24 protein-coding genes are annotated in these 26,204 nt (G+C 46.8%); 2 read left to right on the top strand and 22 right to left on the bottom strand.

The features are described 5' to 3' along the window. Window positions 1-250: 250 nt before the first annotated feature. Together H3L95_RS06250 and H3L95_RS06245 are read right to left on the bottom strand one after the other, a co-directional pair. A complete protein-coding gene (locus tag H3L95_RS06250; protein WP_003759603.1) occupies window positions 251-877 on the bottom strand; it encodes a recombinase family protein in 627 nt (208 codons plus the stop codon). 13 nt (window positions 878-890) lie between these two features. After that, a complete protein-coding gene (locus H3L95_RS06245) occupies window positions 891-1,565 on the bottom strand; it encodes a Fic family protein (RefSeq protein ID WP_003759605.1) in 675 nt (224 codons plus the stop codon). 468 nt (window positions 1,566-2,033) lie between these two features. Between H3L95_RS06245 and H3L95_RS06240 the strand changes: the two genes are divergently transcribed. Then, window positions 2,034-4,796, top strand: coding sequence for a TonB-dependent receptor domain-containing protein (locus tag H3L95_RS06240; RefSeq protein ID WP_003759606.1), 2,763 nt, complete (start codon window positions 2,034-2,036; stop codon window positions 4,794-4,796). 248 nt (window positions 4,797-5,044) lie between these two features. On the opposite strand, the gene H3L95_RS06235 is transcribed toward H3L95_RS06240, so the two are convergent. From H3L95_RS06235 to H3L95_RS06195, 9 genes are all read right to left on the bottom strand, one after another. Continuing rightward, the gene (locus H3L95_RS06235; RefSeq protein ID WP_003759608.1) at window positions 5,045-5,470 is read right to left on the bottom strand and encodes a type II toxin-antitoxin system VapC family toxin; all 426 of its coding nucleotides are present in this window, start codon (window positions 5,468-5,470) and stop codon (window positions 5,045-5,047) included. Beyond that, a complete protein-coding gene (locus H3L95_RS14205) occupies window positions 5,470-5,700 on the bottom strand; it encodes a FitA-like ribbon-helix-helix domain-containing protein (RefSeq protein ID WP_040668749.1) in 231 nt (76 codons plus the stop codon). The genes H3L95_RS06235 and H3L95_RS14205 overlap by 1 nt, the downstream gene beginning before the upstream one ends. Before the next feature lie 187 nt (window positions 5,701-5,887). Next, entirely contained in the window at window positions 5,888-7,123 is a 1,236-nt protein-coding gene (locus H3L95_RS06225; RefSeq protein ID WP_003759612.1) for a relaxase family protein, read from the bottom strand. 11 nt (window positions 7,124-7,134) lie between these two features. Further along, window positions 7,135-7,647: a ribbon-helix-helix domain-containing protein gene (locus H3L95_RS06220; protein ID WP_003759614.1), complete on the bottom strand. Its 513-nt coding sequence runs from the start codon at window positions 7,645-7,647 to the stop codon at window positions 7,135-7,137. 61 nt (window positions 7,648-7,708) lie between these two features. Further along, window positions 7,709-9,073 (bottom strand): hypothetical protein, encoded by a 1,365-nt coding sequence (locus tag H3L95_RS06215; RefSeq protein ID WP_003759617.1) that lies wholly within the window; start codon window positions 9,071-9,073, stop codon window positions 7,709-7,711. 71 nt (window positions 9,074-9,144) lie between these two features. Then, window positions 9,145-12,156, bottom strand: a complete 3,012-nt coding sequence (locus H3L95_RS06210) for an LPD7 domain-containing protein (RefSeq protein ID WP_040668751.1) — start codon at window positions 12,154-12,156, stop codon at window positions 9,145-9,147. A gap of 356 nt (window positions 12,157-12,512) precedes the next feature. Continuing rightward, window positions 12,513-13,154, bottom strand: a complete 642-nt coding sequence (locus H3L95_RS06205) for a hypothetical protein (RefSeq protein WP_003759620.1) — start codon at window positions 13,152-13,154, stop codon at window positions 12,513-12,515. A gap of 71 nt (window positions 13,155-13,225) precedes the next feature. Continuing rightward, window positions 13,226-15,277 (bottom strand): type IV secretory system conjugative DNA transfer family protein, encoded by a 2,052-nt coding sequence (locus tag H3L95_RS06200; protein ID WP_003759622.1) that lies wholly within the window; start codon window positions 15,275-15,277, stop codon window positions 13,226-13,228. 77 nt (window positions 15,278-15,354) lie between these two features. Beyond that, a complete protein-coding gene (locus tag H3L95_RS06195) occupies window positions 15,355-15,759 on the bottom strand; it encodes a single-stranded DNA-binding protein (protein ID WP_003759624.1) in 405 nt (134 codons plus the stop codon). Between the two features lie 57 nt (window positions 15,760-15,816). On the opposite strand from H3L95_RS06195, the gene H3L95_RS06190 reads away from it, so the two are divergent. Then, window positions 15,817-16,494, top strand: coding sequence for a hypothetical protein (locus tag H3L95_RS06190; protein ID WP_003759625.1), 678 nt, complete (start codon window positions 15,817-15,819; stop codon window positions 16,492-16,494). Here H3L95_RS06190 and H3L95_RS06185 read toward each other — a convergent pair. The 11 genes from H3L95_RS06185 to H3L95_RS06135 form a co-directional block, all read right to left on the bottom strand. Then, window positions 16,460-16,924, bottom strand: coding sequence for a hypothetical protein (locus tag H3L95_RS06185; protein ID WP_003759627.1), 465 nt, complete (start codon window positions 16,922-16,924; stop codon window positions 16,460-16,462). The genes H3L95_RS06190 and H3L95_RS06185 overlap by 35 nt on opposite strands. A gap of 59 nt (window positions 16,925-16,983) precedes the next feature. Then, window positions 16,984-18,081 (bottom strand): ATPase, T2SS/T4P/T4SS family, encoded by a 1,098-nt coding sequence (locus tag H3L95_RS06180; RefSeq protein WP_003759629.1) that lies wholly within the window; start codon window positions 18,079-18,081, stop codon window positions 16,984-16,986. 93 nt (window positions 18,082-18,174) lie between these two features. Next, window positions 18,175-19,404, bottom strand: coding sequence for a type IV secretion system protein VirB10 (gene virB10 / locus H3L95_RS06175; protein WP_003759631.1), 1,230 nt, complete (start codon window positions 19,402-19,404; stop codon window positions 18,175-18,177). Beyond that, window positions 19,401-20,240, bottom strand: coding sequence for a TrbG/VirB9 family P-type conjugative transfer protein (locus tag H3L95_RS06170; RefSeq protein ID WP_003759632.1), 840 nt, complete (start codon window positions 20,238-20,240; stop codon window positions 19,401-19,403). The genes virB10 and H3L95_RS06170 overlap by 4 nt, the downstream gene beginning before the upstream one ends. Beyond that, complete coding sequence (locus tag H3L95_RS06165) at window positions 20,237-20,977, bottom strand: VirB8 family type IV secretion system protein (RefSeq protein ID WP_003759635.1); 741 nt, start codon at window positions 20,975-20,977, stop codon at window positions 20,237-20,239. Before H3L95_RS06165 ends, H3L95_RS06170 begins: the two co-directional genes overlap by 4 nt. 195 nt (window positions 20,978-21,172) lie before the next feature. After that, window positions 21,173-21,334, bottom strand: coding sequence for a hypothetical protein (locus tag H3L95_RS06160; RefSeq protein ID WP_003759638.1), 162 nt, complete (start codon window positions 21,332-21,334; stop codon window positions 21,173-21,175). Window positions 21,335-21,352: 18 nt separating this feature from the next. Continuing rightward, a complete protein-coding gene (locus tag H3L95_RS06155) occupies window positions 21,353-21,814 on the bottom strand; it encodes a hypothetical protein (protein ID WP_003759641.1) in 462 nt (153 codons plus the stop codon). Window positions 21,815-21,835: 21 nt separating this feature from the next. Then, complete coding sequence (locus tag H3L95_RS06150; protein ID WP_003759643.1) at window positions 21,836-22,816, bottom strand: TrbL/VirB6 family protein; 981 nt, start codon at window positions 22,814-22,816, stop codon at window positions 21,836-21,838. Between the two features lie 59 nt (window positions 22,817-22,875). Next, on the bottom strand, window positions 22,876-23,082 hold the full coding sequence (locus H3L95_RS06145) for a hypothetical protein (protein ID WP_003759644.1): 207 nt from the start codon (window positions 23,080-23,082) through the stop codon (window positions 22,876-22,878). A gap of 17 nt (window positions 23,083-23,099) precedes the next feature. Beyond that, entirely contained in the window at window positions 23,100-23,762 is a 663-nt protein-coding gene (locus tag H3L95_RS06140) for a TrbJ/VirB5 family protein (RefSeq protein ID WP_003759647.1), read from the bottom strand. Between the two features lie 159 nt (window positions 23,763-23,921). Beyond that, complete coding sequence (locus H3L95_RS06135; RefSeq protein WP_003759648.1) at window positions 23,922-26,204, bottom strand: VirB4 family type IV secretion/conjugal transfer ATPase; 2,283 nt, start codon at window positions 26,202-26,204, stop codon at window positions 23,922-23,924.

Below are 26,204 nucleotides of genomic sequence, written 5' to 3'. Positions count from 1 at the left end.
TTCAATATATGATTGCTCGGAAGTGAGCATTTTGTGTCAAATTTGAGTGTTTACTTTTTGTTAGTATTCCTGTTGACCTTTGATAATAGGAGTCTGTAGGTTCATATTTTTATAGGAAACCACGCAACTCAGCAATGCGTTTTTGGTCTTCCGAGCGCACATCAGAATAGGGAGTTTTGCGTGAAATAAGTGCCTGTACACTGGCAACACGCTCGATTAGAGCGTCTTTCTGCATTAATGTAGCCAATTTTCATTCCTCTTTTGAGATTTGAGATTGTTTGTGTTGCCGCATTACCAATTTGACTAATGATACGCTGCATCCGGCTAGAGCGGCCGTTTCTTGAAGGGTATGGTTTTGGCGTAGGCTGACAATCAGTTTATGCTTTTGGATATTTGCCTGACGGCCTTTGTAAAGTCCCTGTTTTTTTGCCTCAGCAATGCCGGCGGCTTGACGGTTACGCCGTTGTTCATAGTCGTCTCTGGCCGTTTGTAGGGCAATTTTGAGCAGCATGGTTTGTATGCTGTCCAAAACGATTTTGGCAATTTCGGAATCGGTATGGATTTGGCTCAGGTCGATTATGCCGGGAATGGACAGGAACGCACCTTTCTCGCGGATGCGGCCGACCAGTTTTTCCGCTTCTGCCAAAGGCAAACGGCTGATGCGGTCGATATGTTCGGTGATGATCACATCGCCTTCTTGCAAGTCTGCAATCAGTTGATTCAACACAGGTCGGTCTGCACGGACGCCGGAGGCCTTTTCTTTATAGACACCCGCAATGTAGTAACCTTCAGCTTTGGCTTGTTCAATTAGGGTGTTTTGCCGCTTGAGATTTTGTTCTTCAGTGCTGACACGTTGGTAGATTCTCGCTGCTTTCATGGTCAGGTCGGCCTCAATAGTCGATACCAAAAATACAGTTTTGGTAAAGATAAACGGCGACATCGGTATCATCACCGGAGCAGTAGAAAACTGAAAGTTTTTCGTTGAACTCAGGCATTTGCAGTTCGGAAATTTCCAAAATACCGCAGCCTTTTTCTATTAACAGCGCGTTGGCAAACAGCGTGGCCGTTCTTTTATTGCCGTCCCAAAAGATTTGCTGTCGCATAAAGCCCAACATCGATAGGATGGCAGTTTCGGTGAACGAACGGCTTCGATTTGCAACTTGACCAAACAGGTCACGTACTTCAACTTCCGACATAGCGGGCGGTGTATGGGGTGATCCGTCAAATAAGGTAACGCCGACTGAGTGGGTGCGGAAATCGCCGAGAGACAAAGAATCTTCCCGGGCAACAATACTGTTGATTATTTTTAGTAGTGAAATGTCAACGGGAAAGCCGTCTGAGATATGGCGTATCACATATTGATAGGCGCGTTTCAGGTTTAGAATGGTTTGAATATCGTCCAAAGAGGCAGAGGCAACGTTTTGGCCGTTGATAATTTGTTCGGTCTGCAACAAAGTTGTCTGACAATTTTCAAACCGGCTTAGATTGTGGATTTGGGCAACCAATACCTTTTTGGCCAAAAAGATATTTTCTTTCAGGCTGAGATTATATTTATCCGAAAACACTGTTGCTCCTTATATGGACAATTTGAGTATGCTCTAATTACCTATCAGATAAATGCCTTTGAATTTGGCTAATTTAGAATAATCAGGACTTAAATTGTCCATAATCAAATTATCCATTCTATTTGCCCAACGGGCAATATGCTTTGCAAAGGTCTCATATTGATCTTATATTTTGCATTTCACGTTTTTTGCCGGTTTCATTTTAAACCGACGGCCCAATTCACATATTGCAATCAAATTTTCTTCTTTCGTCTGTTTAAATCCAATTAAATCTTCCCTCTTCCCTGCTAATCAAATTCAAATTCAGACCCGCTTTATCTTTTCAGCCATATTCATCATATGCGTTTGAGTTATCTCCTAAAACAAGAATCTGCTTTATTGTTTAATAAATGAAATTCATTATTAAAATATTTGTGAAGTTTAATAATATGTTATAAAGTAACGAACTTCGTTTCTGAGGTAACTATTATGAATCCGAATTTCAAATTAAACCTACTGACATTATCTTTACTGGCTATAACAAGTATCGCACACGCAGAAAACGAGGTTTCAACTCAAGAGCTTGATGAAATTCAAGTCAAAGGCAAATACATTGCCAAAGAGAAAAAAGTTTTTACCGAAGGTCAAGCCAAAAGTTCGCGTGAACGCGTTTATCAATCCAGCGAAAACATCGATGCCATCGTGCGGAGCATGCCCGGCGTCTTCACCCAACAAGACAAGGGATCGGGGGTATTGGCGGTCAATATTCGTGGCGATAGCGGTTTGGGACGCGTCAATACGATGGTTGACGGCGTAACCCAAACCTTCTATTCCACTTCTGCCGATGCCGGACGCAGCGGCAGCTCTTCGCAATTCGGTACGGCACTGGATCCCAATTTTATTGCCGGTGTGGATGTAACCAAAGGCAGTTTCTCGGGTGCCAACGGCATCAATACCTTATCCGGTACAGCCAATTTCCGTACTTTACGGGTGGACGATGTGGTACACGGAAACCATACCTTTGGGCTTTTAACCAAAGGATTGACCGGCACAAACAGCACCAAAAGCAATTTTATGGCAACCGGAGCGGTACAAAAATGGTTTGACAGCGGTGCGCGCCTTGGCGCGTTATATGGCTACAGCCACCGTAATGTCGAGCAAAACTATAAAGTAGGCGGCGGCGGTCAGCGTATCGGCAATTTTGGCGAAGAATATTTGGACCGTAAAAAACAAGAATATTTTGAAAGCAACTTATTGAAATTCGACCAAGGGCAAAATCGTTGGGTTCGCGACTTTTCTAAGCGCAACGCAGTCGGTAAAAGCTATTGGGACTACCCTTTCTCCAAAAAATATAACGATCCTGAGGTTTTGCAAAGAGATTATGTTGATGATTTGGAAAGAAGCTGGAAAGAGAATTTGGCACCGCAATGGGATCTGACACCTATCGACCCTACCAGCCTGCAACAACGCTCAAACAGTCATTTGGTCAAAGTGGAATACGAAAACGACAACAACAAGCTGGATCTTCAGCTTCGTACCATGAACAACCGTATCGGCAGCCGCAAAGTAGAAAATCGCAGCTACCAAGCCAATTACAATTTAAACATTGGCGATTATGTCGATTTAAACGTATTGGCCGCCCATAATCTGGGAAAACAAAAATATCCGAAAAACTCACGTTTTTCAGGATGGGGGCTGCTGGATTATTTGGAAACCAAAAACACAGCCAACCTTTTGGATATCAACAACCGCTTCTCTTTCAACCTTCCCAACAAAACAGATTTAAAAGCCACCGTCGGTTTCAATTTCTTTAAAAACCAATACAGTAAAAACCGCTTTCCGGAAGAGCTGAGCCTGTTTTACGACGGTCCCGATCAAGATGCCGGCCTGTACAGCTTTTTAGGCCGCTTCAAAGGCGACAAAGGAATATTTCCTCAAAAATCAACCATATTACAACCTTCAGGCCAGCAAAAATTCAATACGTTCTATTTTGATACTTCCTTGAAAAAAGGCATTTATCAACTGAATTACAGCACCAATATAGTCAACTATCGCTACAAAGGCGAATATACCGACTACTTCAATACCCAAGAAGACTTTAAAAAAGCATTTGGAGAAGATTCTGAAATTTATAAACAGCATTGCACGCCAAGCTGCGACCTTTACGAACCGGTTTATACCAAATCCGGTAAAAAGCATGCGGTAAACCATTCGGTGGCATTAAACATCAATGTCAACGACTACTTTATGCCGTTTATCAGCTATTCGCGTACGCATAGAATGCCAAATATTCAAGAAATGTATTTTTCACAAATCGGCGACTCGGGCGTCAATACCGCCCTTAAGCCGGAACAGGCCAATACTTACCAAATAGGCTTCAATACCTTCAAAAAAGGGATTTTCAAGCCGGATGATGTATTGGGTTTCAAACTGGTCGCCTATCGCAGCAGGATAAACAACTATATTCACAATGTTTATGGCAAATGGTGGGATTTGGATAAAGCACCCAGCTGGGTAACCAGTACCGGCCTGCAATACTCTATCCAGCATCGAAACTATGCCAAACCTGTCCATAAAAATGGTTTGGAAGTGGAAATGAACTATGATTTCGGCCGCTTTTTTTCAACCCTGTCTTACGCATATCAAAAAACCAACCAGCCGACCAATTATAGCGATGCCAGCGAGTCGCCCCGTAACTCTTCTAAAGAAGACCAGATCAAACAAGGTTACGGCTTAAGCAAAATTTCCCGCTTGCCCCGAGATTACGGGCGGTTTGAATTGGGTTCCCGCTGGTTAGGCAACAAATTGACCATCGGCGGCATTATGCGCTATTACGGCAAAAGTACACGGGCGACGACTGAGGAAGAATTTGTTGACGGTACAACCGGTGCCAACACCTACTCTTCACACCAAATGGGCAGAAGGGCGATCAAAAAAACAGAAAGCATCAACAGACAGCCGCTGATTTTTGATTTCTATGCCAATTACGAACCGAAGAAAAACCTTATCCTTCGTTTCGACATTCAAAATGCGTTCAATAAGCGCTATATCGATCCTTTGGATGCTGCAAACGATGCCGCAACTCAGCGCTATTTCAGCGTATTTGAAAGAAAAGGCGGTTTAGATGACGAAGAAGTCGAATGTGATGCCAACGGTTTATGCAATGGCAAATATGGCGGCACGACACGCTCCGTCCTGAATAACTATGCGCGTGGCAGGACTTTGCTGTTTACCATCAGTTATAAGTTCTAAACCTAACCGAGACCTTTGCAAAATTCCCCAAAATCCCCTAAATTCCCACCAAGACATTTAGGGGATTTCTCATGAGTACCTTCTTCCAGCAAACCGCACAAACCATGATTGCCAAACATATCGACCGAGACCTTCGCAAAAAAGCCCTTCCCCGACAGCCGAAAACCTGTGTTTGGGTTTCGGCTGTCGGGGAAGGGATTTTTTGTTTATCAGTCGGTTGAGAGAGACTGTTGTTTGGTATGGACTATTTATTTACCACCTAGAAACGGGTTGATGACTTTTAATCCGGCTGCGGTAAACGGAGTCGTATCTCGGGTAGCTACCGTCATATGGTGGTAACGCGCTATGGCCGCAATATAGCCGTCTGCCGCCGCAACGGTGAATCCTGCTGCCCGCGCTGTTGCACGGACTTCGGCATAGGCAACGGCAGCTTCGATGTCAAAATCCAAAATACGGTCTGAAAATACAGGTAATACTGTTTCTTCCAGTTTTTCCAACAACAGCCGTTTTTTTCCGCCTTCAGGAAGGATGGCTATGCCGAAACGCAGTTCCGCCACAGTAATGCTGGAAAGATATAGTGTTTCCACCGGTTGTCTGTCCAACCAAGCGATGACGGCAGAATCAGGTTTGGGGCGGAGCGGTTCAGAAATGATATTGGTGTCCACCAGAATCATTAGAACCGTACCTCAGTTTGCTCTTGCCGTTCTATGTCCAAATCCACGCCTCCTGCTTCCCGACCGATATCAGATAACAGTGAACCAAGACGGATGCGTTGTTTGGGACGTGCAGCTTGATCCAGTATCAGCCTTATTTCGGCTTCCGTACTCCGACCGGCGGCTAATGCGCGTGCTTTAAGGGCTCGATGGGTCTCTTCGGATAGGTTTCTGACTGTAATGGAAGGCATATCCGTTCCTTTCGAGGTTGTTTGAATACTGTTAAATGCTATCATTTTTGTAAATTGATAGCAAGTGAGGTGTTTATTTCCTATAAACAAAAAAGCCCGGCCGCAGCACCGTTTCCAGTGCTGCGGCCGGGTTGTCGTTGCCGTATGGTTTCTGCAAATATGGTTTGTCGTATGTACGGATTCAAAACTACCGTGTCAATCCGTCATCCCCGTGTTCATGATGCAGGGACGGATTTTCTGCTGATTGGGTATTGCTGCGTTCCACTGATGTTTCTCCGACAATGGATCGACCGGCTGCCGCAACGGCAATATCCTGCATAAGCTTCGCTTCCACTTTATGTCCGCTTTCCGACAATTTTCGTGCCAGATTGCTGAATTGCTCGCTTTCATCAAGTTGATGCTTCAGGTTTTGGGTCAGTTTTTCAGCAGTCATGCCGTTGTTGACGGCTGTATCAAACTGTTGCTGCGCCTTAGTATCACGCGGCTGAGCGGCGGTTTCCTTGGCCAACCGGCTGATGATACGTGCTTCGGTCTTATGTCCCATTTTGTACAGCTCTTTGGCTATTTTGCCGTACTCATCCACTATCAGTCCGCGGGTGTGCATTATTTTCTTCCAAGACTGATGCGTCGGTCGTTCGTTGTGTTTGACGGCTTCAATCAGTTCTTCAGCCTGTTGCCGGTAGCGGTTCGGTACTTGGCCGCGAGATTTTATGGCACGAAAGACGCCTTTTTCCGGTTTTTGCGTTATTCCTCGATGCTGTCGCCTAGTGGCGGCGCACTGTACACCTTCTTCCCGGAGTTTTTCGGCAAAGCGGACACGCCATTCGAACAGGTCGTTTTTACGCGGATTGAGCCGATCACCGAACTGATTACGCACCAGTACGCACAGGTGGACGTGTGGATGCGGCGGCTCACCCTCTTTGTCCGACTCGTGATGCAGTGCAAAGGCGTATTTGTGTCCATCAAATTGCTCGGCAGCAAAGTTTCGGGCGGCATCCAGTACGGCTTGCGGCGGTGTACCTGGCGGCATCGACAGTACGATGTTCAATGCCTCTTTATGCTTGGTGTGTTCGGCAATTCCCAGTCGTTTCCAGTCCTCCACCAAGTCGCGTACTTCCCGTTTACCGTTTAGGCGTTCGCCGTCATTGGTTTCAACCTGTATCTTACCGTTGCGTGATACATAGTCCAAATGGCCGCGTACTCCGGCAATCCCTTTTGAATTACTGCTGAGGCGACGAGGTATTTTTACCATTACTTCGGGGTGCTTGAGAGCGGCGGCCTTAAGGTTGGTTAGGCCACTGCCGGATTTCAACGGTTTTGACGGGCGGCGGCCGTTACCCAAATACAAGCCGCCCCGGTCTTTGGATTTGACGGCACGGGTTTTATAACCTAAAAACCAGTCGTCTATGGGATTGGTCGCCATAGTCTGCCTCCTTATTTTTTACGCCTTCGCTGGGTATGCAGTACCCGCCCGACACACTCGGTGTGGTTGTTGATGATTTCGCGCAGTTCGGCGATGTATTGTGATGTCAGAGAGACAGGTTCGCCCGCATTGAGTTTGTGAGCGATTTGGTTGAGGTTTCGTCCGATACTCAAAAGTTGGTAATTTGAATGGTGTAATTCGTCCAGCTCGACGGCAGAGAGGATAGGATGGCGGCTGATATGTGTCTGTATGATGTCGCGTATTGCATCGTTGATCGTGCCGCCACGCCGTTTAGCGGCCTCTTCCAAATACGCACGGTCTTTGTTGGGTAGTCGGACGGTAATGCGTTTGTTGCTTTTAGGAGGTGGAAGCCCAATCAATTCGGGTTCTTCCTTTTCAAGCTGTGCCTTCAAAAGCCGTTTTGCCATCCATGATACGCTGGCTTTACCATAATGCTGTTTTGCTAATTGAGTGAGCTGTTTGATTTCTTCTTCAGTCAACCCATAGACACTGATTTCAGGCATAGCTTCATCCTTAAAAAAACAAGGTCGTCTGAAACATGGTTTCAGACGACCTTTCTTATCGTTATCGTCCGTAAAACAGTTCCTGTTGCTCAGGAGGCTGTTCCAGGTCTTTTTGTGTCGTCAGGCGGCCATATTGGGTCTGATAGAAATTCAGGCGCGCCTGCAACTGTGTTTGTTCGGGCAGACCTTTAATCAGGTTTTCCATGCCTGCCTCTAAAATGCGGTGCTTTTTCTGCCCGTCTGCATTCATATCAGATAACCGCTTTTCGTACTGTCCTTGAACTTCCTGTAAACGTTCCTCAAGGGATTGTTGTATAACGGCTGTGTTTGAACCTTTGGTAGTTGGGGCAGGGCGGATCTGCTGTGGTACAGGGTGATGGCTGAGCCACGCGACGATGTTGCGATCTTCGTAATAAGGAATGGCAGGATCCAGCTTGGCGTATGTATCTGCAATATCGCAACCCAAGGCTGTGAAGGCAGTAGTACGGGGATTTTTGTAACCGGTGCCAATATAGCCGGAAGGTTTCATGGTCTTGTCGCGCAACCGTTCTGTAAACTGTTCCAGTTCAGTCAACCGTTGCACCGTATGTTTCTCCCCGTATCCGTTGACTTCACCACCATTGATTTTGTCCATAAATGCTTCCATACGAACATAGGGAATACCGGCTTTTTCCAATAAAGCTATTCGTTCGGCAATTTTTTCGGATTGTTTGGCGATGACCGCATCCAAAGAATCAGCCGCATTCTGCCAGCCGCGATTGAAGGCTCGAAGGTCTTCACCTTTGAGACCGAAATCAGGCATTGTGGGTAGCTGGGAAGGACGTTTCACAGATATTTCAGGTAACTTTTCTGCCGGTTCTTGTGCCGGCCGGGCTTCGTTTTTTTCTGATGCCGCCTCTTGTTTGGTTTCGTTTTCGCGTTCTTGACGGTGCAGGGCAAGGATATGGTTATAGGTGTCGCGGAATTTGGTGAACTGTTCGCCTTTCACGCCTTGCAGGTAGGCATAGCCGAACTGCTGCTTGTCTTTATCCCATATGATGCGTGCTTTTTCTACGCCGCTGACGAAAAAGCGGTTCGGGAATTTGCGCCATTGGGTAATTTCGCCGGACTCGATCATCGGTTTTAAAAACGCAGGGATGTCGGCATTGTTCACGCGGTCGATGGCCGCCTGTTCACGTTCGATGGCGCGCTGGGTCTTCTCAATTTCCTTGTCCGCCGTCCGCAAACCGTCGTTTTGGCGTTCCCAGCGGTTCAATGTTGTCTGTCCGTTGCGCTTGTCGTTGAGTGGTTGTCCGTTCGCACTGCGAACGTCGTCGAAATGGTTTTGCAGCCGTTGGTCGAACGCCGCCTGTTTCTTTACCAGTGATTGTTGCAGGATTTTCATTCTCCTGCTGCCCGCAGGTTGCTTGTTTTCATTCTCTGCCATATTGCCTCCAAGAAAAAAACAGCCTGAAACTGCAAGGTTTCAGGCTGTAATGAAAGAATCGGATTAAAAACTCAGCGGCCGATTTCCACTTCCTGCTCTTTCTCATGCTGCCGATCCCGGTCGTTCTGTTGCCGTACAGAATGCTGCGGGCTTGGTATCTGAGCCGGTTTGGGTAAATCCAGCTTCGACCCCTTCATTTTCTCGGCGGTATGTTCGTAATAGTTGGCCAAGGCCAGTTTTCGTGCGTCTCCTTTCACCCCCCGAATTGCATCCATAACGTTACGTTCGTGGAATTGCAGGTGGGATTTGTTGGCTTTGGACAGCTTTCCGGCCTTGGTCATATAGACGGCTTTGGACGATTGCAGCCGGGTATCCAGCGCGTCAGATTTCATCTTGGCCGCGCGTACCGCCACTTCTGCAGGTATTTCACCCTGGCCTATACCCTGTAACGGCACGCCTGCTTGGGTATCGGCGGTATGGGAAGTATTGATGGTGGCATCGGAAGGTGTTTTGCTCCGCGCCAGCATTTCGTCTGCCTTGGACAGGGCGGCGGTGTCAGGTTGCGAGACAGAGGTTTCATGCTCTTTCTGTTTTTCCTGTTCGCGTACGATTTCCATGTCAAACATGTTGCGGTATGCAGCCTTTGTTTCCATACCGGTAACTTTGCCGTCTTTGTCGTAAATCGGTACTTCCACCTCTACCGGCTGCCTGCCCAACGAATGAAGCCGGATGCGGTCGCCGACTTCCGCGCCGCTGCGTTCCATCGCGTCAGGAATGTCCACGCCCCATACCGTGCGCTCTTTGCCGTCCCGTTCCAGTACGATATAAGGGCTTTCCTTATTTTGGGCATTATGAAGATAGGGGGCACTGCCTACGGTCACGATACGCTCGCCCTCGGCAGGTACGGATGACTGTTCGCGGGTTAGCACTGCCTTTTCAGACGACCTATCAGGATTTTTATTATGGTGAGGGGATGGGGAATTGCTTTCACCGGTTTTAACCGGTTCGCGCGTGTGCCGTTCTTCCACGCCGTTCAATGCCCGTTCCTCACGCAGGTGGTCGAGATAAGCCAAATCTTCTTTGGTCGGACGGTAGCCGGCGGTACGGATTCCCCGGCTTTCTGCTGCAAGAAACATCGCACGCTTAAATTCTTTGCTGCCCGTCAGTTTGATGTTGTCCCAGCCTTTTTCTTTGACTACTTCCAACATATCATTGACAGTTTGTGCATCCGAACGGGCCGTGCTCAATTTGTTGCCTTTATCGGTAAACATTACGGTCGTGCCGTTTTCTGCAGACATATATTTACCGTCTGAAACGATATAGCGGTGGGCAATACTGTCCGGCGGGATATTGTAGTTCAGATCGAGAACGGCTTTTCTACCCTCATTTTGCAAAGCCCGCAGCGGTTCGGTATCCGATTCCCGTTGTGGAGGCGGCTCAGCTCTATCTTGAGCTGGGACGGGACGGTTGCCGGGCTGCGGCGACTGCCATCCTTGTTCAGTCTTGGTAAACATGACCGTCCGCCCACTTTCGGTAATACCGTAATAAAAATTGATGTCTCCCGCAGCATCCAAGTCTTTCTGTATGGCTTCGGGTGAGGTGCGGACATAACGTATATCGGTTCTGGCATCATCGAGTTGATACTTGGCAAAGTCGGATTCGTAAAAATATTTTGCCTTGCCGTGCGCATCTGTTTCCAACGGTGGAGCGTCGCCGAAATGACTGCCGGTACGGCCGATACCGTATGGATGATCGGGATCAATCGGCTGATAAGGTTCGGTTGTCCGTTCACGCCGTTTTTCCGCGTATTCGATGCCGTTGACTTCTGCCTGACTTGAGGTTACAGCTTGCAATGTTTCGGTTTGCTGAATCATCTCTTCTTCCTTCTGTTTGCCGGACTGTTCGGATGCAGGGCTTTCAGACGACCTGTCCGAGGATTCTGCCGTATGACCACGATCCGCTGCTTGCTGCCGTGCCTGCCATTCAGCAATCTCGTCGGCAATCGCCTGCTCCATATCTGTATCAAGCTGTATGCGATGCTCGGACGCAGGAACGGCCAGATTCCGACCTTCTGTCACAGCCTTTCTGACGGCTTCGATGCCCGCCAACTGGTGCAGGTCGTTGTAGTCGCTCGGCAGTTTCGGTCTGCCTTGTTTATCCATTCCCGCCGTCTGTTGAAACTTCTGAATCTGCTGCATACTGAATTCCGGTTCGATGGCCACGGCACGATCTCCGAAAAAGGCCGCCGCCTGCCGGGCAGAATGCAAACCTTTTCCCGACGCGTCGTTATCGACCGCAATCGTTACTTTGGTGTCGGATGGTAGATTTCGCGCCAGTGTTTCGGACACCTTGACCATATTGTCTGCATCGAAAGCTACGATAACAGGCTGTCCAGTTGCTTGATGGATACTGGCGGCGGTGGCGAAACCTTCAGCGATTACCACGCCGTTTGAAATTTTGGATGCATCGCCGATCACCGTATAACCGCCGTCTTTTCGACCGTCTTTCAAAAAGCGTTTGTCGCCGGTGGGATCAATAGATTGCAGGTTGTACAGTTGGCCGTCGTAGAAAACAGGGATTTGCAGTCTCAGGCTGTCGTTGTATTCGTTTTGGCGGATACCTGAAACTACGGTGGGATCGGTTATGCCTTTGGCCGTAAGGTAGGGGTGTGCCAATGTGGCGGGCACACTCTGCGCCCATATTCTTTGCGCAGTCCCCTTCACACGTTCGTAGCCTTCTTGCCTCAACCGCTCTGCTTCAAGCCGTTTTGCTTCGGATTCCGCCTGCCGCCGGGCTTTTTCGGCATCGGAAAGCGGAACATAGGGTTTTTCAGGCCGCCAGCCGTTCTGCCGGGCATGATAAAACAATGTGGCTATACTAATATGCCCTGGTTTGAACGACTTCCAGGCCGCTTTTGCGTCGCGGGCGTTGTAATTGCCGCTTGTCTGAGACCATTCATCCCACAGGTGGAAACCGTCTTCACCCATTTCGTCTTTGACAGCTGCGCCCATACGTATCCACATATCACGGTCATCTGCACCGATATGGCTCAACGCCGCCCGAATTTCATCATATTCCGCCATTTTTGTTTCCTTCATAGTTGTTCATAAATGTCCTCCCAAAAGAAAACCGCCATTAACACCTGGTCAATGGCGGCAAATAATTTAAATCCGTATACTAATGATGTGACTTTAGTTGGAAAGATGCTCCGGTACTTTGGGAATCATCAACAAACCAAATTACCCGGCGAATACCACGTGTGGCAGCAACATAAGCCAGTCTGTAAATCTCGTCGGTCGCAGCTTCATCATAAGTCTGATTGAAAATACCACTTACTTTATAAACAGCATTCCTGAACCTGTGGTTTAAATCGTAACGTGTATCTCCGCAAAGAATAGCCACCTCAGCCTGAAAACCTTTTGATTCTCCTCACATCTCATTATTTATCTTCAGGCAGACAGCGAATCGTTCCTACGGCAGGCGGGGACGAATCGCTTATAGATGCAAAACCGGTTCGTGTTTTAGGATCATAGGAAACAGTATTGAGTCGGTAATGAAATAACTTATCCAATCGGCTAGCAATTTCCGAGTCCCAATGCGCGAACGGATCATGCAATTCACTTGTAGAGAGCAATATACCGAAAGAAAAGGCCGTATCACAACCTTCAGCATTTAACAGTTCAGGTGGGAAGACTGTTCGACCATCGTCACTATTCCCGATAACGACTATTTGTGTCTGTGTAATCGCCTGCCAGCATGAAGTATCTGCATCGTTATCATACTTATATTTGGTTTGTTTGCCGGAATTATCTGTTTCAATGACTGAAAGCTCCCCATTTTCATACGATAAGTGGACACGCTCCGTGACTTTATCCATGATTGCTTGTGAAATGTATTCGGTATCGTTCATACCGATATATAAATCAACGCCCCATGCGTATTCCATATCATGAAGTATTTCTTCATTGCTCAGCGCCAAAATTGCTCTGATGTCCCTGTTCTTAAATTTAATCTGCTGACTTGCAATATATCGGTTACGTTGTCGTTCCGAACCACCGGTAACTAGGACAATTTTTTTCATCTCAAACCTCCGATAAATTTACGGGCTGCTTAAAAATTCAGACGGTCTTTTGGACCGTCTGAAAACCATCATTAAGCAGATTCTGTGTGTATCTCTTTCGTGTTGACCGTAATACCTGATGTCTCTTTCAATATACTGGCAATAACGGATAGGCTGCCTTCGCCCCAATTACGGGCAATTACCGGAACTATCTGCGCGACAAATTCCGGTGGGCTGCCAGCCGGAATAATCGCTTCCAGTACCGAACGAGCCAGTTCTTCAGCGTTAACCGCGTCACGCCAGTTGAAACTTTCCATCTCCTCCGGCGAAACATATGCAGGTTTAGAAACCTCAACCGGTTTCTTTGCCTCAATATGTACATTCAACTCGGGAACATGTGGGATAGGCAGGAAAGCGCGATCTTTGAGGGCAGGGTCTTCATCATAGATAATCTTTTCTGCATAGATAGCGGACATCCCTGCCATACTGATGATGCAGTCGGAATTCGGCATGACCTTGAGCTCGTCAGGGTTCATGACCGCACGTTTTTGATCACTGATACTCACTCCGCTACTGCTGCTTTTACCTCGAGAGCGGGACGTTCCTTTCGCCTTATAGGTATAAAATCCGATCAACTTACTCAATTCTTCCGCATCGTTTTGTTCGCGAGGTGCAAAAATCATACGGATGGCAAAGTTGGAGAAGAACGTCTGCCGTGCCGTACTGCCATATACTTCTTCCACCTGTGAAGGAGTTTGAAAGACGAGAATAGGGCGGATACCGTAACCGGCCAGATAGCCCACCCCTTTTTCGATGGCAGGGATATTGCCCAGCGCGGTAAATTCGTCTAATAGCAACAGACACTGGTATTTCAATTTGGGGTTGTCAGACGGCAGACCCTGCTGGACATTGACATCGCATAACTGGCTGAAAAACAGTTTCAATAACGTGCTATATATTTTCAATTCGTTTGGAGCAACACCCAAATAGATGGTTGTCGGTTCCATGCGCAGTCTATCTAAGCGGAAATCGTCTCCACTTGTAGCAGCCTCTACCGCAGGATCAAGAAAGATTGACAAAGGTGCATTCATTGTTGATAAGACGCTTGCCGCCTCTTTGTCTGCTTTTTGGAGAAAATCCCTCAGTAAGAATACACAGTTCCTACTAAGACTTGCCGTAGAAGAAATAGCACGCAATTCCAGTTCGTCATTTATCCATTCCTTCAAAGTCTTACCGTTGGCGGGGGAAGTAAGTCGGAAAAGATTGGTCATTGTTGTCATATTTTGCATTAGATTGAGATCACGTTCCTTCTCTGTTTCAATCAAATACAGCAGCAGTCCTGTGAACAATTTCTGTGCAGCTTCTTGCCAAAAATTCGAGCCGTCCTTATCGTCATTTTTAAGCGGATAAAAAATCGCCGCCACGGATAGTGCGTCCTTATAGGTATAAACAGGATCGCGGCGTACATAAGTCAGCGGATTCCAACGATGACTGATCAGCGGCGCGTCAGGCTCTTCGGTGTGGTAAGGCATCGTTCCTGACGGATTGAAGAAAAACACCTTCTGCCCGTGTTTGGCCCGGAATCCGGCGGTAATCAGAAAGTTTTCCTTCTTTATATCGTTGACCACCATACTGTGTCGGTAGTGCAGGCAATTGGGTATAACAAAACCTATACCTTTACCGCTTCGGGTACGGGCAGCCAAGTAGAGAAAGCCATCGTTTGACCAACGCAGATATTTCCCTTTGTATTTGCCCAAAATCAGATCCGGCACATCTTTTCCCTTTTTGCGTTTCTTTGCTGACGGGTTGTCCAACAACCCTGATTTCCTGATTTCGCGCTCGCTCGCAAACCTTGATGAACCGTGCAACTCCTTTCTTTTTCCCCTCAGAACCGAGATCAGTAACATAATCAGTCCGACAACAGGGATGGCGGCTGCAACTGCCGTCGAAACCTTAAGCGGAAAAACCATGCCTTGCGGTAACCGGTCGAAATGCTGCCAATAGGCATAAAGCAAAGATAACGACGGTGCAGTTTTAAGTCCCAGCCATTTCGAATAAACCACCGCTCCTAGATACAGACCGACACATATGGTAGTAATAGCCAGTAGCAGGGATACCAGGATATCGGTTACGGGTTTTCTCATTACAAATACTCCAAAATAAAGCCCGCCAAAAGGCGGGCATAGAAAACTCAGTATGTAACATGTGGTTGTGTCAGTCGTTATTTCTGAACCGACTGTCCGACGGAAGGTTTCATCATGTCGTGAATACCGCCGGAAACCCTTTCACGAGGGTTGGTTCGTATAATCTGCATCTCTTTGCCAATTATTTCGAACACGGTTTTTTCTGAACCATCTCGCCCCTGAACCTGCCGAGACTGTACTTCCCCCCATACCTGCAGGCAGTCACCTTTTTCCATCAGTCTACATACGGTTTCTGCCTGTCCTCCGTACAATATGACGGAAAACCATTCAGTGCGTTCTTTTTGTTCGCGCGTCTCACGGTCGTTCCACGTTTTTTGTACGGCTACCGACACATTCGTAACCGCCCGACCGTCGGGCATATACCGTAATTCTGGATTACGCCCTAGGTTGCCCATAATTTCGATTTTGTTGACATACGGCATAACGAACCTTTCTTTTTGTTAGTATCTAAATCTTAAAATATTGAGATTGGACTTCAAATGGAAAGCCAAAAAAGTAATGAATTGTTGCAGCATAGTCCGATAAAACAAATCTTGATGACCCCAGAAATTTGGACGGGCATAACATTTACCAATTACTACGTTTGGATGAGTCAAGGACATCTCATTCCTGCTCACGCGGGATTTCTTGTGTTTTCCCTGATTTCTGTATATCTCTACAGCAAGGAAATAAAGAAGAAGGTTTCACTAATCTTAAAATTCAGCTGCCTGCTGCCGTTGGCTTTTCTGTTCGGCAAAATCGATGCCATACATTTCTACAATGCCAAATTTGGCATTTATTCCGAATATCTGAATTTTTCGGTCTCTATTTGGGCATTCTTCATATTGTTGTCCTCCATTCCCGCACTGCTGATGTTGGTAGTAGGTTTGGGATTCTTTTGTAGGGCTATAAAACAAAAAGGTTGGGCAGGGTTAAAAACAGGGATTCATTCCGTATCTGCCTTTATTTTGTCTTTCGGGTTTATTGTGCTCGGACAGCAAATCGAAAAATGGCATATGCTTCCATTACTGGCTGACACCTACTTGGTTTCAGACTGTAATCCGGAAAACAAATACGGTAACGGACGATATATCCGTAAGGACCATAAAACCTGTTACAGAGTAGGTTTCAAGGGATTTACGCCTATTCTGCTTCCATTCCACGCTCCAAAACCATAACACCGGGGAATAGGTGAGTCAGCATTTGATAAGTATGTTTTTCAAAAATGACGGTCTTATCTTGATACCACCTCCCGCCCAACGTCTTAATAAAAAGGCCTTCCTTCTCTGAATACACAACGGAAGCAAGGTCTTCTTTACGGTAAAGATGTGTGCCACCGTCTTTGACCATAAAGCCCTTTCTGCCGAACGAAACCGTCGGCAGGGTGAAGAAAAAGGCAATCTGCGTTAACAACCATAAGAAAACATACAACACAAATTGCATCACTACATCCAAATGAAGCAGGGAAAAATCTTCATTATTGAAAGTGAAGTAAAGAACCGATAGCCATACGGCAGCCAATGCCGTTGAGTACATCAAGAAAGGACGTAGTATCGGGGCTTTAATACGTCCCTCATCAAATCCTTCGTCATCCATATAAACCAGCATATTTGACTCCTTTCATGAAAACGAAAAGGCCGTCTGAAAAGTTTTCAGACGACCTTGTATTACTGTAAACGCCCTTGCATAGCGTAGTATTTTTCGACAGGATCGAAGTAAAGTTCGGTCATGCGGGTTTTTTCAAAGTAACAGATCACGTCAATAGTGGAACGGACAGTGTTAAGAATATAACCGGGATCCATAGTTTGGCCGGTAGCTGATTCTTTGGCTAACTGCATGATGCGGTAGTGAACATCACGAGCACTGTTTGCATGAACGGAAGTCAGTCCTCCTGGGTGTCCGGTATTAAGAGCGGCAAGATAGTCCCAAGCCTCATCCCCCCTTAATTCCGTCAAAAAAATCCGTCCCGGTTTAAGCCGCATACACGCCGCAATAATCATTTTGGCTGTGATGTGCCCACTGTAAAACAAATGTGCATGGTTAGGGTGCAAAGGTAGATCGAGTTCGTGAGTGTCTTCAATAGTAACCAGCCGTTCATGAGCGGGAATCATGTCGGCCAGTGTCTTGGTAAACGTAGTCTTACCCGACCCCGTACCGCCTACCATGCAAATATTCAACCTCTGTGCTATCGCAATTCTGAAAAATTCATTCAGTTCGCCGTTGGCTTTATGTTCCAACATTTTGTACTGCCAGTCGGTCAATTTGACGTCAGACGGTAGCTTCATCCTGTCTGATAGGTCACGGACCCAGCGGCTCTCTATTTCGATTTCCGACTCTGTACGACGTTCTGCCACGCCGTGCCCCGATACGTCGTTAAAACCATTCAGACGACCTGTATCAAGATAGTCTGACATTGTGAAACGGCTGTTCGAAGGTTTGCGGAAAGCAAAAACAACCGTTCCGTTTTCGCAACTGGGGGACATCATGATGTGGCCGCGCTCACCGTCGGGCAGCGTTACCGAATGAATGGGGGATTCGTATGAGATATGCTTTTTATTGTAAGTACATAGCGTATTTGCCAGTTTTTCCAATACGGGCAGGGGTAAATCAGGTCGTTCAATACGGCGGCAGCCGTCGGCATCTTCAAGAAACACTTCCCCAGGTCGGTTTATGAATACTTCGGTTACTCCAGGGGTATTGAGATATTCCGTCAGCTTCAACTTGTCCAGTAGATTGCGTGACGAAACTGAATTATCGTGAACCATTACATATTCCTTTGTTATTAACGGCTTTTTCTATAACTGCCAGTCAGTGGCAGTTATAGAAAAAGCCGCTCCTTTTAAGTGAGCGGCTTCGGGTCAATATCGGTTGGAGACCGTTACGTTTTCATATACCCCTGAAAAATCTACATCACGGGCAACAAAGACCATGATTTCCGTGCCTTGATTGACGTATCCGGTTGGTGGAATGTTGATGCTGTTCTTCAGGGCTTCGGTAGCCATTTCCTGTACGGTATTACCCGTATTTTCATACGAAATGTGGTTGTTATTACCCGACGTGCGGTTCTGTCCATTACTGAATCCGTTGCCTATGTCGCCAATCATGCTGATCATGATGGCACCGCCGAACCGCTGCCAAAAGTGATAATTCACTTTGGCAGGATGCCCTGATGCGCCGAGCGAATCGCCGCCGGGACTGTCCAGGGCCACACGGATGCCTTCCGGTGTCTCCAATGTATTCCACAAAACAAAAACTCGGGCCTGACCATGTGTCAGCGCGGAAGTCTGTTCGCCGATAATGGTAGAACCACGCTCAACCAGCAGCGTCTTGCCGTTGGCCGAATAGACATCACGTGCCACTTGGCAACGGGTTAAACCGGGATGGGTTGTGACAATCTTTGTGGTAGTGACACAGGGAATACCCGTACCGCGATTCAACACATAGGTTAAGTCGCCGCGACTTTCAGCAACGGTAGGCTTATAATTTCCAGGGCTCAGTCTTGCGGTCAGCGGGTTGCCCGAAGAGATTGACGAACCCACATCCGTTTCTCCGACAACCGTACTGTCAGGGCGTATGTTAGTAAGTGTGGCTGCCGCAGCACCTGAAACTGTTCCTCCATCCATGCCTTGAGGGGATAGATCCACATCAAAACGCTCGTCAGGCGGAATTTCTGTTCTAACTCCCGTTTCAGGGCCTGTTTCAGGGTCCGTTTCCGTAGGCTGTGGATTTGATGCAGGTCTTGCTTCACTCGCCGCGGCAGGCTCGGATGCTGCGGCTGGCGGAGTATCGGGAGCCATTTCTAAAATTTCATCTTGCTCTGCTTTAAAATTTTTACTGTCTGCCTTACCGTCAACCACTTCCTCTTCCGTTTTTTTCTCTACTTCGTCGGAACCTCCAGAATAATTAAACAGAGCGGCTGCGGAAACTCCGGCAACTGCCAATGCCGCAAACAGGAACATCATGTTTTTCATGGTGCTCCTGCTTTTAACATTTAGGTCGGTAGGAATGCCGCGTTCAATACTGTTGTCACCGATTCGTTCTTGCAGGCTCGGTTGTTCATCATCGGGTCTGATTTCGTTTTGCTTCATTTTTTATCCTTTTTCATACGGACGGTTCGGCTTTGAGTACTGCCGGTCAGATTGAACTTACCTTGCGGGTTGTAACTGCGGTTCTCTATACCGAGAACTGTGTTATTCAGCCGCAAAACAAATTTTTCTGCCGTTTCATGGACAATCAACGTATCGCCTTCAACATGACTGTTTACGGCAGCTTCAGATCCATCGGCATTTACCCTGAATACGGCCGGCAAATCTTTAGCATTGTCATAACGGAAGTAGGTAAAACGGCCATCGTCGTAAATTTCGGTCGGTGCCAATGATTTTTTGCCGCGCCCCCAATAATTCCGGTTATAGTCGCCACCGCTAGGATTATGTGCTTCGTTTGCACGTAAAACGGCAGCAGCTTCAAGCTGTTTCGACATTTCAGCCCGTTGCCGTTTGCGGACATCGTTCGGATAGAGAAATTCCAATACAAACGTAGGCGGATGATTTTGATCTGCCATTTTTAAATCAAGCGAATATCGGCGTTTTTTGTTGGATACCATCAATAAGTTGGTGGACGGTTGGGGTTTGGTTGGTTTGAAAAAAATGTTGTTTCCGCGAACCTTCACCCCCCAGGCCTTACCATATCCCGTTACCAAACCTTCATTCACGGGATTGGCGACATCAACCGTTTCTCCTTCCTCCAACTGAACCAAAGTTGCATATCCGACTTTTGCCCTTACAACCACAACATCATATGGATTATGGTTGATACTTTGAATCCTCTTATCATATGGTGAGCGGTTGGGATTGACTGCGGCCAGCGCCGTCTGAAAAGACAAACCGGCCACAAGGCCGGTTATCAGCAAGGTTTTTTTCATCATTGCGCAACCTCTTCGGTAACGTTGTAACTTAACACTTGAAAGCCCAGAGGATTAATGTCTCGAACCGCCTCGGTCATCGGGGTTGTCTTAAACTCAAAGGCAATAGTGGCAATCATTTTTTGCGGCGGTGCCGGTTTGATTTCGGAATTGCCCACAGGAACCAACCGTTTTTCAAATCGTACCTGCGCCATATCGCCTACAAACGAGATATTGGTCACCTTTACAAGCACTTCGGCATTTTGTTTCAAAACCTTATGCGGTGCAGTTGGACTTTCGTAAAAAGCTCGGTATTTGGCTTGAACTTCGGGAGAATTGAAGAGTTTTGTCGTATCATAGGTCGCCTGAACCGTATTCCAGTTATAACCTTCGCGGAACATGACATATTGGCGCAGCCAGTGCCGGTTAATCACTTCATCGTAAGTCATCTGTTTGTTTTTAATAGTAGTTACGATATTGGTCTCTCCCGTGGTCTTATCTACTTCGATAACAAAGGGAAAGGCCTCTTTTAAGGGCGTAAGACTGGTAACGGCAACAACAGACAAACCTGCAATAACTAGTCCGCCAATGCCGACGCGCTTCCAAGTGCTTGCATTTTGCTGTGCGATATCCACCAAGGTTTTTTCAAATCCCTGTGCCATCCGGATCATTTGATCTACTTCTTTGCCGATGCGCTTTTTTTGCTCTTTCTGCAACTGTTCTTCATTCTGCGGTTGTTTGGTTTTTTTATGAAAAAACATTATCGTGCTCCGGTATGTTGCTGAACGTTAATCGGAAATGCCTGCCCATAAGGTTGTTTGGGTGCTGAGGAGCAGGCGGCCAGAACGGCGGCAAGTGCAGCCAATAAAATCACTTTCATATCAGTTTCCTTTTTTAAAAGTACAAAAAAGCCCGCACAGTGGATACTGTCGGGCTTTTAACGCTCAGGTATAAAATCAGTTGTCGTACCAATCTCTGCGGTCGGAACTGACCATTCCTACCAATGCGATAGGGAACACCAAAGCCATCATAATGGCAGGACCGATGTTGTTATGACGGTTCAAATAGGCAATAAATACCAAACCGAACAAGATACCGACTCCTAGCAACATTTTCATAACGGAATTTCCTTCCCTTTATTTGATGTTATCAAAGGCATAGTCATTAACAAACGCGCTCCAGTCACGGCCGTTATGCAGGTTTTTGACCGTAACGCTTCTTCCATATCTGTCGAGCAGGTAGATGGTATAACTATGAGAAGCCCAGCCGAAAATACTTTGCCGGTACTGCGCCTGATCGAAGTTTTCCCAGCGAATGCCGCGAATACCTTCTGACCATGGAAAAAGACCGCTGTAATACCATACACCGGTCTCATCCATATAGGCACGGCAACAGGAGAGTCGGAACAGTATCCAACCGAACCCGACCAGATACAGCAGTGTCAGACCGTACAATACCGTTTGTGCCGCGCTTTTACCCAATGCCAATCCGAGTATCCCTGAAATAACGGCAAAGGTGGAAGACACAACAAACAGATAGAGCAGGATGCCTATAACAAAATACTGGATATACGCTACCCAAGACAGGCGTGCAGTCATGTTCGACTCCTATCGATTAAATTAAGATGGGCGTTTGTTGGATACCGGGGAGACACCGCCGCCACTACGGCGATTGGAGGCCGCATTGAGTGTGGCAGCCCCGGCCCGACCTACTAAACGGCCTGCCGTACCTAAACCACTTGCGAGAGACATCATATGTCGGGAAGCTCCCGACACAGCCGCACCACCCGTCAAAGCTGAGGCAATACTCGGAATGTTGAAAACGACGACTAGGAAGATGATGGTTTGTAACAAAAACAGCGGTGGTAGTAATTCAGCAGAAACATAATCGAAGGCACTTCCACTTAAAGCCATGTTAATCGCTTTATCAAATGCCGCCATCTGAATTTTAACCAACAGGACAAACATCGTGCAGGTCAGAATATGGTTCAGACACTGGCCGATCCAGTTGATCGCGTACTGCCGCGTTGCCGGAAACAACAGGCAGCCGAGAAATAAAGGGCCTATCATCAACACCAATGCCAGCGATACCTTAGCAACCATATAAAAGGCAAAAGACAGCCCGACAACCAATGCTCCACAAATCGTGATAACCAAGCCTATTTTAATAACTATTCCAAAATGAACTCCAATATCATACCATTGATATTTTTCATGAAGTTTTGAAATAGTATCTAATAAGTCCATCAACAATTTCCAACTGGCATCCATTGCTGACGCATCCACTTTATAGCCGCCGGCAAAGATTCCGGCAATCTCGTCCGGCATTGTATAAATGATATGGGCTAATTTCATGTAAGTCGCCGGAGCCAACGAGAGCCCAATAATCAACATCCATCCGCAGCATTTTTTGATGAAATCCACTGCCAGAACATCAAGACTAGAATTGTAATAATCCCAAATGACAAGCAGTACATAAAAAGAAAAACAGGCGACGAACAGCGGTGTAATCTGCCCAATAAAATCCCCAGTCTTATCCAGAAGATTCTGTCCCAAATCCGCCCCAAGCGTTTTGGCCACATCGGCAAAAAAGGTTGACATAAACGTCTCCAATAAGAAAACCACCGTCGGAACGGTGGTTTTGCAGGGTTATTCGGTAGTTATTTTTCAGGAACAGGAAATTTTTTATCACAATCCACATTCGTGTTATTGATTCTGTTATCTCGAATACAATTATCACGTTTTTGTTGGATTTTACTGATTTCCATATCCTTGTTCATCTTCTCATAAAACTTTTCTTCTTCGGATTGACCGCAGGCGGACAATAATAATGTTGCATAGATCAGTCCCAACAGATGAAGTTTCATTTCAGATGTCCTATTAATTAACTACACGATTTGTTTGTATTATTAATTCTGTTATCGCGGAGACAGTTATCATGTGCCTGTCGTTTCTTAAACTGGACTTTTTCATCCAGTGCCATATACCGCTCCATCATATCCAGCCGAGTTTGATTCTGTTGGATATAGGCTTTTTCCAAGGAGATACGGTTTTGCAGGTCGGCTGCCGCTTTGGCATCTTGGGTAGTATTTACCCTATCCATCAACGCCTTAATGTTTTGGAAGCGTAGTTCTGAATCCTTGATGGCTTTCAGAGTCAGATCAAAATGTTTGATCAAACGCTCATTATCCGCGTTTTGATTATAGCCTTTGGAACTCAATAGATTGTTAAAGTTCCCACCTTTTGTCTGCATGGCTGCATCATAAACCGATTTCCACTCATCAGGCAGTTGTTCAAGTGCGTCGGTTTTCAGGATATTGCCCAGATTACGGTTGCCGGTCAGGGCTTTGACTTGGTTCTTCAATTCGGTAATTTGCTTGATCTGGTTTTGAATTTGTTGCCCCAATTGGATGCCCTGTTGTATCGACTGGGCAAGTTGCGCGGGGTTTATCACGGGAATACCACCCGCCATCGTCGGGGCAGAGGTAGCAACCATCAGACCAACGGCAAATGCCACCGCTGTTTTTTTGACTTTGTACAGTTTCATCGAAATCTCCTACGAATAATGAGAAACGCCGCATTGTGCGGCGGATGGGTGAGGCCGTCCGTAAACGGCAGGAAAGTAAAAGGCCGTCTGAAAACAGTTTCAGACGGCCTATGTGTTTATATTTCAGTGAATATTTGCGTTCGGCTTTTCTCCTTCGAACTAAGTGGATGTTTTACCAGATACAGCCTGATAAAGCAGTGGCAGCCAAACATCGGGGTCTTCGCTGCCAGTTTCTTCCATAATGCGGTGCATCAGGGCAACATTCTCTGATGTGCCTGAAAGTACGACCAATTCGTCATGAAAGTCGTGTAAATCAAGAGTGGCGAACGTACTCTGCTTACTTTGCTTAATCAGGAAAATACGGCTCTCAACCGGTAATTTGAGAAGTTCGGCGCATTCTTTATCGGAAAGGCCGCATTTCATGTAAGATTCTTTGCTGCCGTCAGGGTTAGGTAGGAAAATTTTGGTCGGCGTTTGCTGTACGATGGCCGCAAAATTGGGGGAGTTGGCGGCATCTTCCGGTGACTGAGAATCCAAAAGCAAAAACTCACCTGACTTACGGCCGGTTTTCAGTGTTTTAAGCATCAAATCGGCTGTAATATCAAACCGGTCGGCATACCAGAACTCGGCAATGACCGAAGCCATCAAACTGCCTTCATCTGCCACACGATCTGCCATTATTTCCTTCAAATATAGCAGATAAGCCAATACCGGACCTGTCGGCTCGTAATCATCTTTCAAGATACAGGTTACGTCCAGACCGATACGGAAAAACGCTTCCGGATCAAAGCGGTTTGACAGGCTGTCCAGGCACCATGCAAATTCTCCGCCCTCACTGCGGCACCACTTGGAGAGACGCGTACGCAAAGAGTTTGGTGCGGTAGAGTATGGCAAGTTGTCCAGCAGGGTGCTGAAATTACGCAGGTCAAACTCCAGTTCGTAGAGTGTATCGACTGCCAATTTGATTTGCCGTTCCTCCGAAGCGTCTGCGCCGCCGGCACATTGTTTGACCAAGCGGTACAGGAAACTACGGTGTTTCGGCTGATCGGGCAGTTGGAACGGGTTAAAGCCGTTGTCAACGCCTTCTTCGACCGCGTAGTAAGTTCCGCCTAATGCCCGAACGAAGATTTCCATCCCCCTATCTAAATCCAGAACAAACAGATAAGGATCAAACCGCGCCATAAAGGTCAGAATTGCGGTTTCCAGAGCGGTTTTACCCGTACCGGTTGCTCCAGTAATCAAAGTATGTCCCGCAATCCGTTTGCCGCGCATATTAATGTCTTTGCGGCTGTAATGCAGGTTCAGGTTAAACAGGGTGTTTGACAGCGTTTTCAGAGGCATCACCGGTGAACCGTCGCCAATCGGATTGCCCCAGCTTTTACCTTGGGAGTAGTTGTGCATTCCGAATACGGTGGCAAGATTGGTGGTTGTTTTCGGCATCATCCGCGGACGCTGTTTGTAACCCGGAATTTGGCTGAAAAAGGTTGAGGGCATCGAACCGGCAGCATGGACAAAACGGAATCCGTTTGCATTGAGGAACTCAGTCATCGCCGTCGAACCGTTTTTACGGGCAGCTTTCGGGGTATCCCCATATACAACAAGGGAGGCGGAATAATCGCCGAACATGGTGCGCCCCGCAGACAGCTCGCCTTTTCCCAAAGTCAGTTCGTCCTGCTGATCTGTCGCTTCGTCTTTGGCACTTTTCAGTGCATTGCGCTGCTGGTTGATGGCTGACTGCATATCAGCATTTTCCGTATAGATAAAACTTTGCGTCAGCGTAAATTCACACGGAAGTGACAAGACCGGCAGTAAAGTCATAATTTTACTTCGGCCGAAGTCCTTCAAATCATAGCAGGTAGCAAACTTGCGGTGTTCCGCACTTCTGATCTCCAGAATATCCGTACCGAAATGCAGGTCGGCAGTAGGGATGACTTTATATGCCGCAGAAGGGGTTAGGGGAATATTTTCCCTTAATCCCCCATTGCAAAGTGTTCCAAAGAATTGATAGACATCTGAAAATACCACCCCGTTCTCGTTTTCATAAACGCCCAACGGTTCGGGATCAAATATGCTTAATCCTTTTACGATCAAATCCAACAGCTCCGCCGTTTCTTCAACCCCATCTGAAAAATCATGGTATTTCAAGACGACTGATAAGTAGAACAAATTTTCAAAATAGTCTTTTTGGTTGAATTGTTCGATATAGTGATCTGCAAACTGTCGGCAGAAGTTATTTTTGAAAATATAGTTTCTTTTCAAATCAATTTTCTGCCGTTGGAGCGTCGTCCATATGGCAAGCCGACTACCATATTGCTTGCCAGCGGCATTCAAAACCCTTTTGAGGGTTTCGTTTGCCGCTATCAAGTGCCCGTCATTCACGCCTTCAAACGGAATACCGTCAAATTTAACGGTAAAGCCCAAGTAGCCGTTTTCATAATGCAC

This window comes from Neisseria sicca, assembly GCF_014054945.1.
Lineage (GTDB): Bacteria > Pseudomonadota > Gammaproteobacteria > Burkholderiales > Neisseriaceae > Neisseria > Neisseria sicca.
The sequence above is the reverse complement of the archived record's forward strand: the minus strand, read 5'-3'. Positions and strand labels throughout refer to the sequence as shown.

Coding starts and splice junctions, on each gene's coding strand:
- H3L95_RS06250 (WP_003759603.1), bottom strand. CDS start 877: ATGAAAGCAGCGAGAATCTACCAACGTGTCAGCACTGAAGAACAAAAT.
- H3L95_RS06240 (WP_003759606.1), top strand. CDS start 2,034: ATGAATCCGAATTTCAAATTAAACCTACTGACATTATCTTTACTGGCT.
- H3L95_RS06235 (WP_003759608.1), bottom strand. CDS start 5,470: ATGATTCTGGTGGACACCAATATCATTTCTGAACCGCTCCGCCCCAAA.
- H3L95_RS14205 (WP_040668749.1), bottom strand. CDS start 5,700: ATGCCTTCCATTACAGTCAGAAACCTATCCGAAGAGACCCATCGAGCC.
- H3L95_RS06225 (WP_003759612.1), bottom strand. CDS start 7,123: ATGGCGACCAATCCCATAGACGACTGGTTTTTAGGTTATAAAACCCGT.
- H3L95_RS06220 (WP_003759614.1), bottom strand. CDS start 7,647: ATGCCTGAAATCAGTGTCTATGGGTTGACTGAAGAAGAAATCAAACAG.
- H3L95_RS06215 (WP_003759617.1), bottom strand. CDS start 9,073: ATGGCAGAGAATGAAAACAAGCAACCTGCGGGCAGCAGGAGAATGAAA.
- H3L95_RS06210 (WP_040668751.1), bottom strand. CDS start 12,156: ATGGCGGAATATGATGAAATTCGGGCGGCGTTGAGCCATATCGGTGCA.
- H3L95_RS06205 (WP_003759620.1), bottom strand. CDS start 13,154: ATGAAAAAAATTGTCCTAGTTACCGGTGGTTCGGAACGACAACGTAAC.
- H3L95_RS06200 (WP_003759622.1), bottom strand. CDS start 15,277: ATGAGAAAACCCGTAACCGATATCCTGGTATCCCTGCTACTGGCTATT.
- H3L95_RS06195 (WP_003759624.1), bottom strand. CDS start 15,759: ATGCCGTATGTCAACAAAATCGAAATTATGGGCAACCTAGGGCGTAAT.
- H3L95_RS06190 (WP_003759625.1), top strand. CDS start 15,817: ATGGAAAGCCAAAAAAGTAATGAATTGTTGCAGCATAGTCCGATAAAA.
- H3L95_RS06185 (WP_003759627.1), bottom strand. CDS start 16,924: ATGCTGGTTTATATGGATGACGAAGGATTTGATGAGGGACGTATTAAA.
- H3L95_RS06180 (WP_003759629.1), bottom strand. CDS start 18,081: ATGGTTCACGATAATTCAGTTTCGTCACGCAATCTACTGGACAAGTTG.
- virB10 (WP_003759631.1), bottom strand. CDS start 19,404: ATGAAGCAAAACGAAATCAGACCCGATGATGAACAACCGAGCCTGCAA.
- H3L95_RS06170 (WP_003759632.1), bottom strand. CDS start 20,240: ATGATGAAAAAAACCTTGCTGATAACCGGCCTTGTGGCCGGTTTGTCT.
- H3L95_RS06165 (WP_003759635.1), bottom strand. CDS start 20,977: ATGTTTTTTCATAAAAAAACCAAACAACCGCAGAATGAAGAACAGTTG.
- H3L95_RS06160 (WP_003759638.1), bottom strand. CDS start 21,334: ATGAAAATGTTGCTAGGAGTCGGTATCTTGTTCGGTTTGGTATTTATT.
- H3L95_RS06155 (WP_003759641.1), bottom strand. CDS start 21,814: ATGACTGCACGCCTGTCTTGGGTAGCGTATATCCAGTATTTTGTTATA.
- H3L95_RS06150 (WP_003759643.1), bottom strand. CDS start 22,816: ATGTCAACCTTTTTTGCCGATGTGGCCAAAACGCTTGGGGCGGATTTG.
- H3L95_RS06145 (WP_003759644.1), bottom strand. CDS start 23,082: ATGAAACTTCATCTGTTGGGACTGATCTATGCAACATTATTATTGTCC.
- H3L95_RS06140 (WP_003759647.1), bottom strand. CDS start 23,762: ATGAAACTGTACAAAGTCAAAAAAACAGCGGTGGCATTTGCCGTTGGT.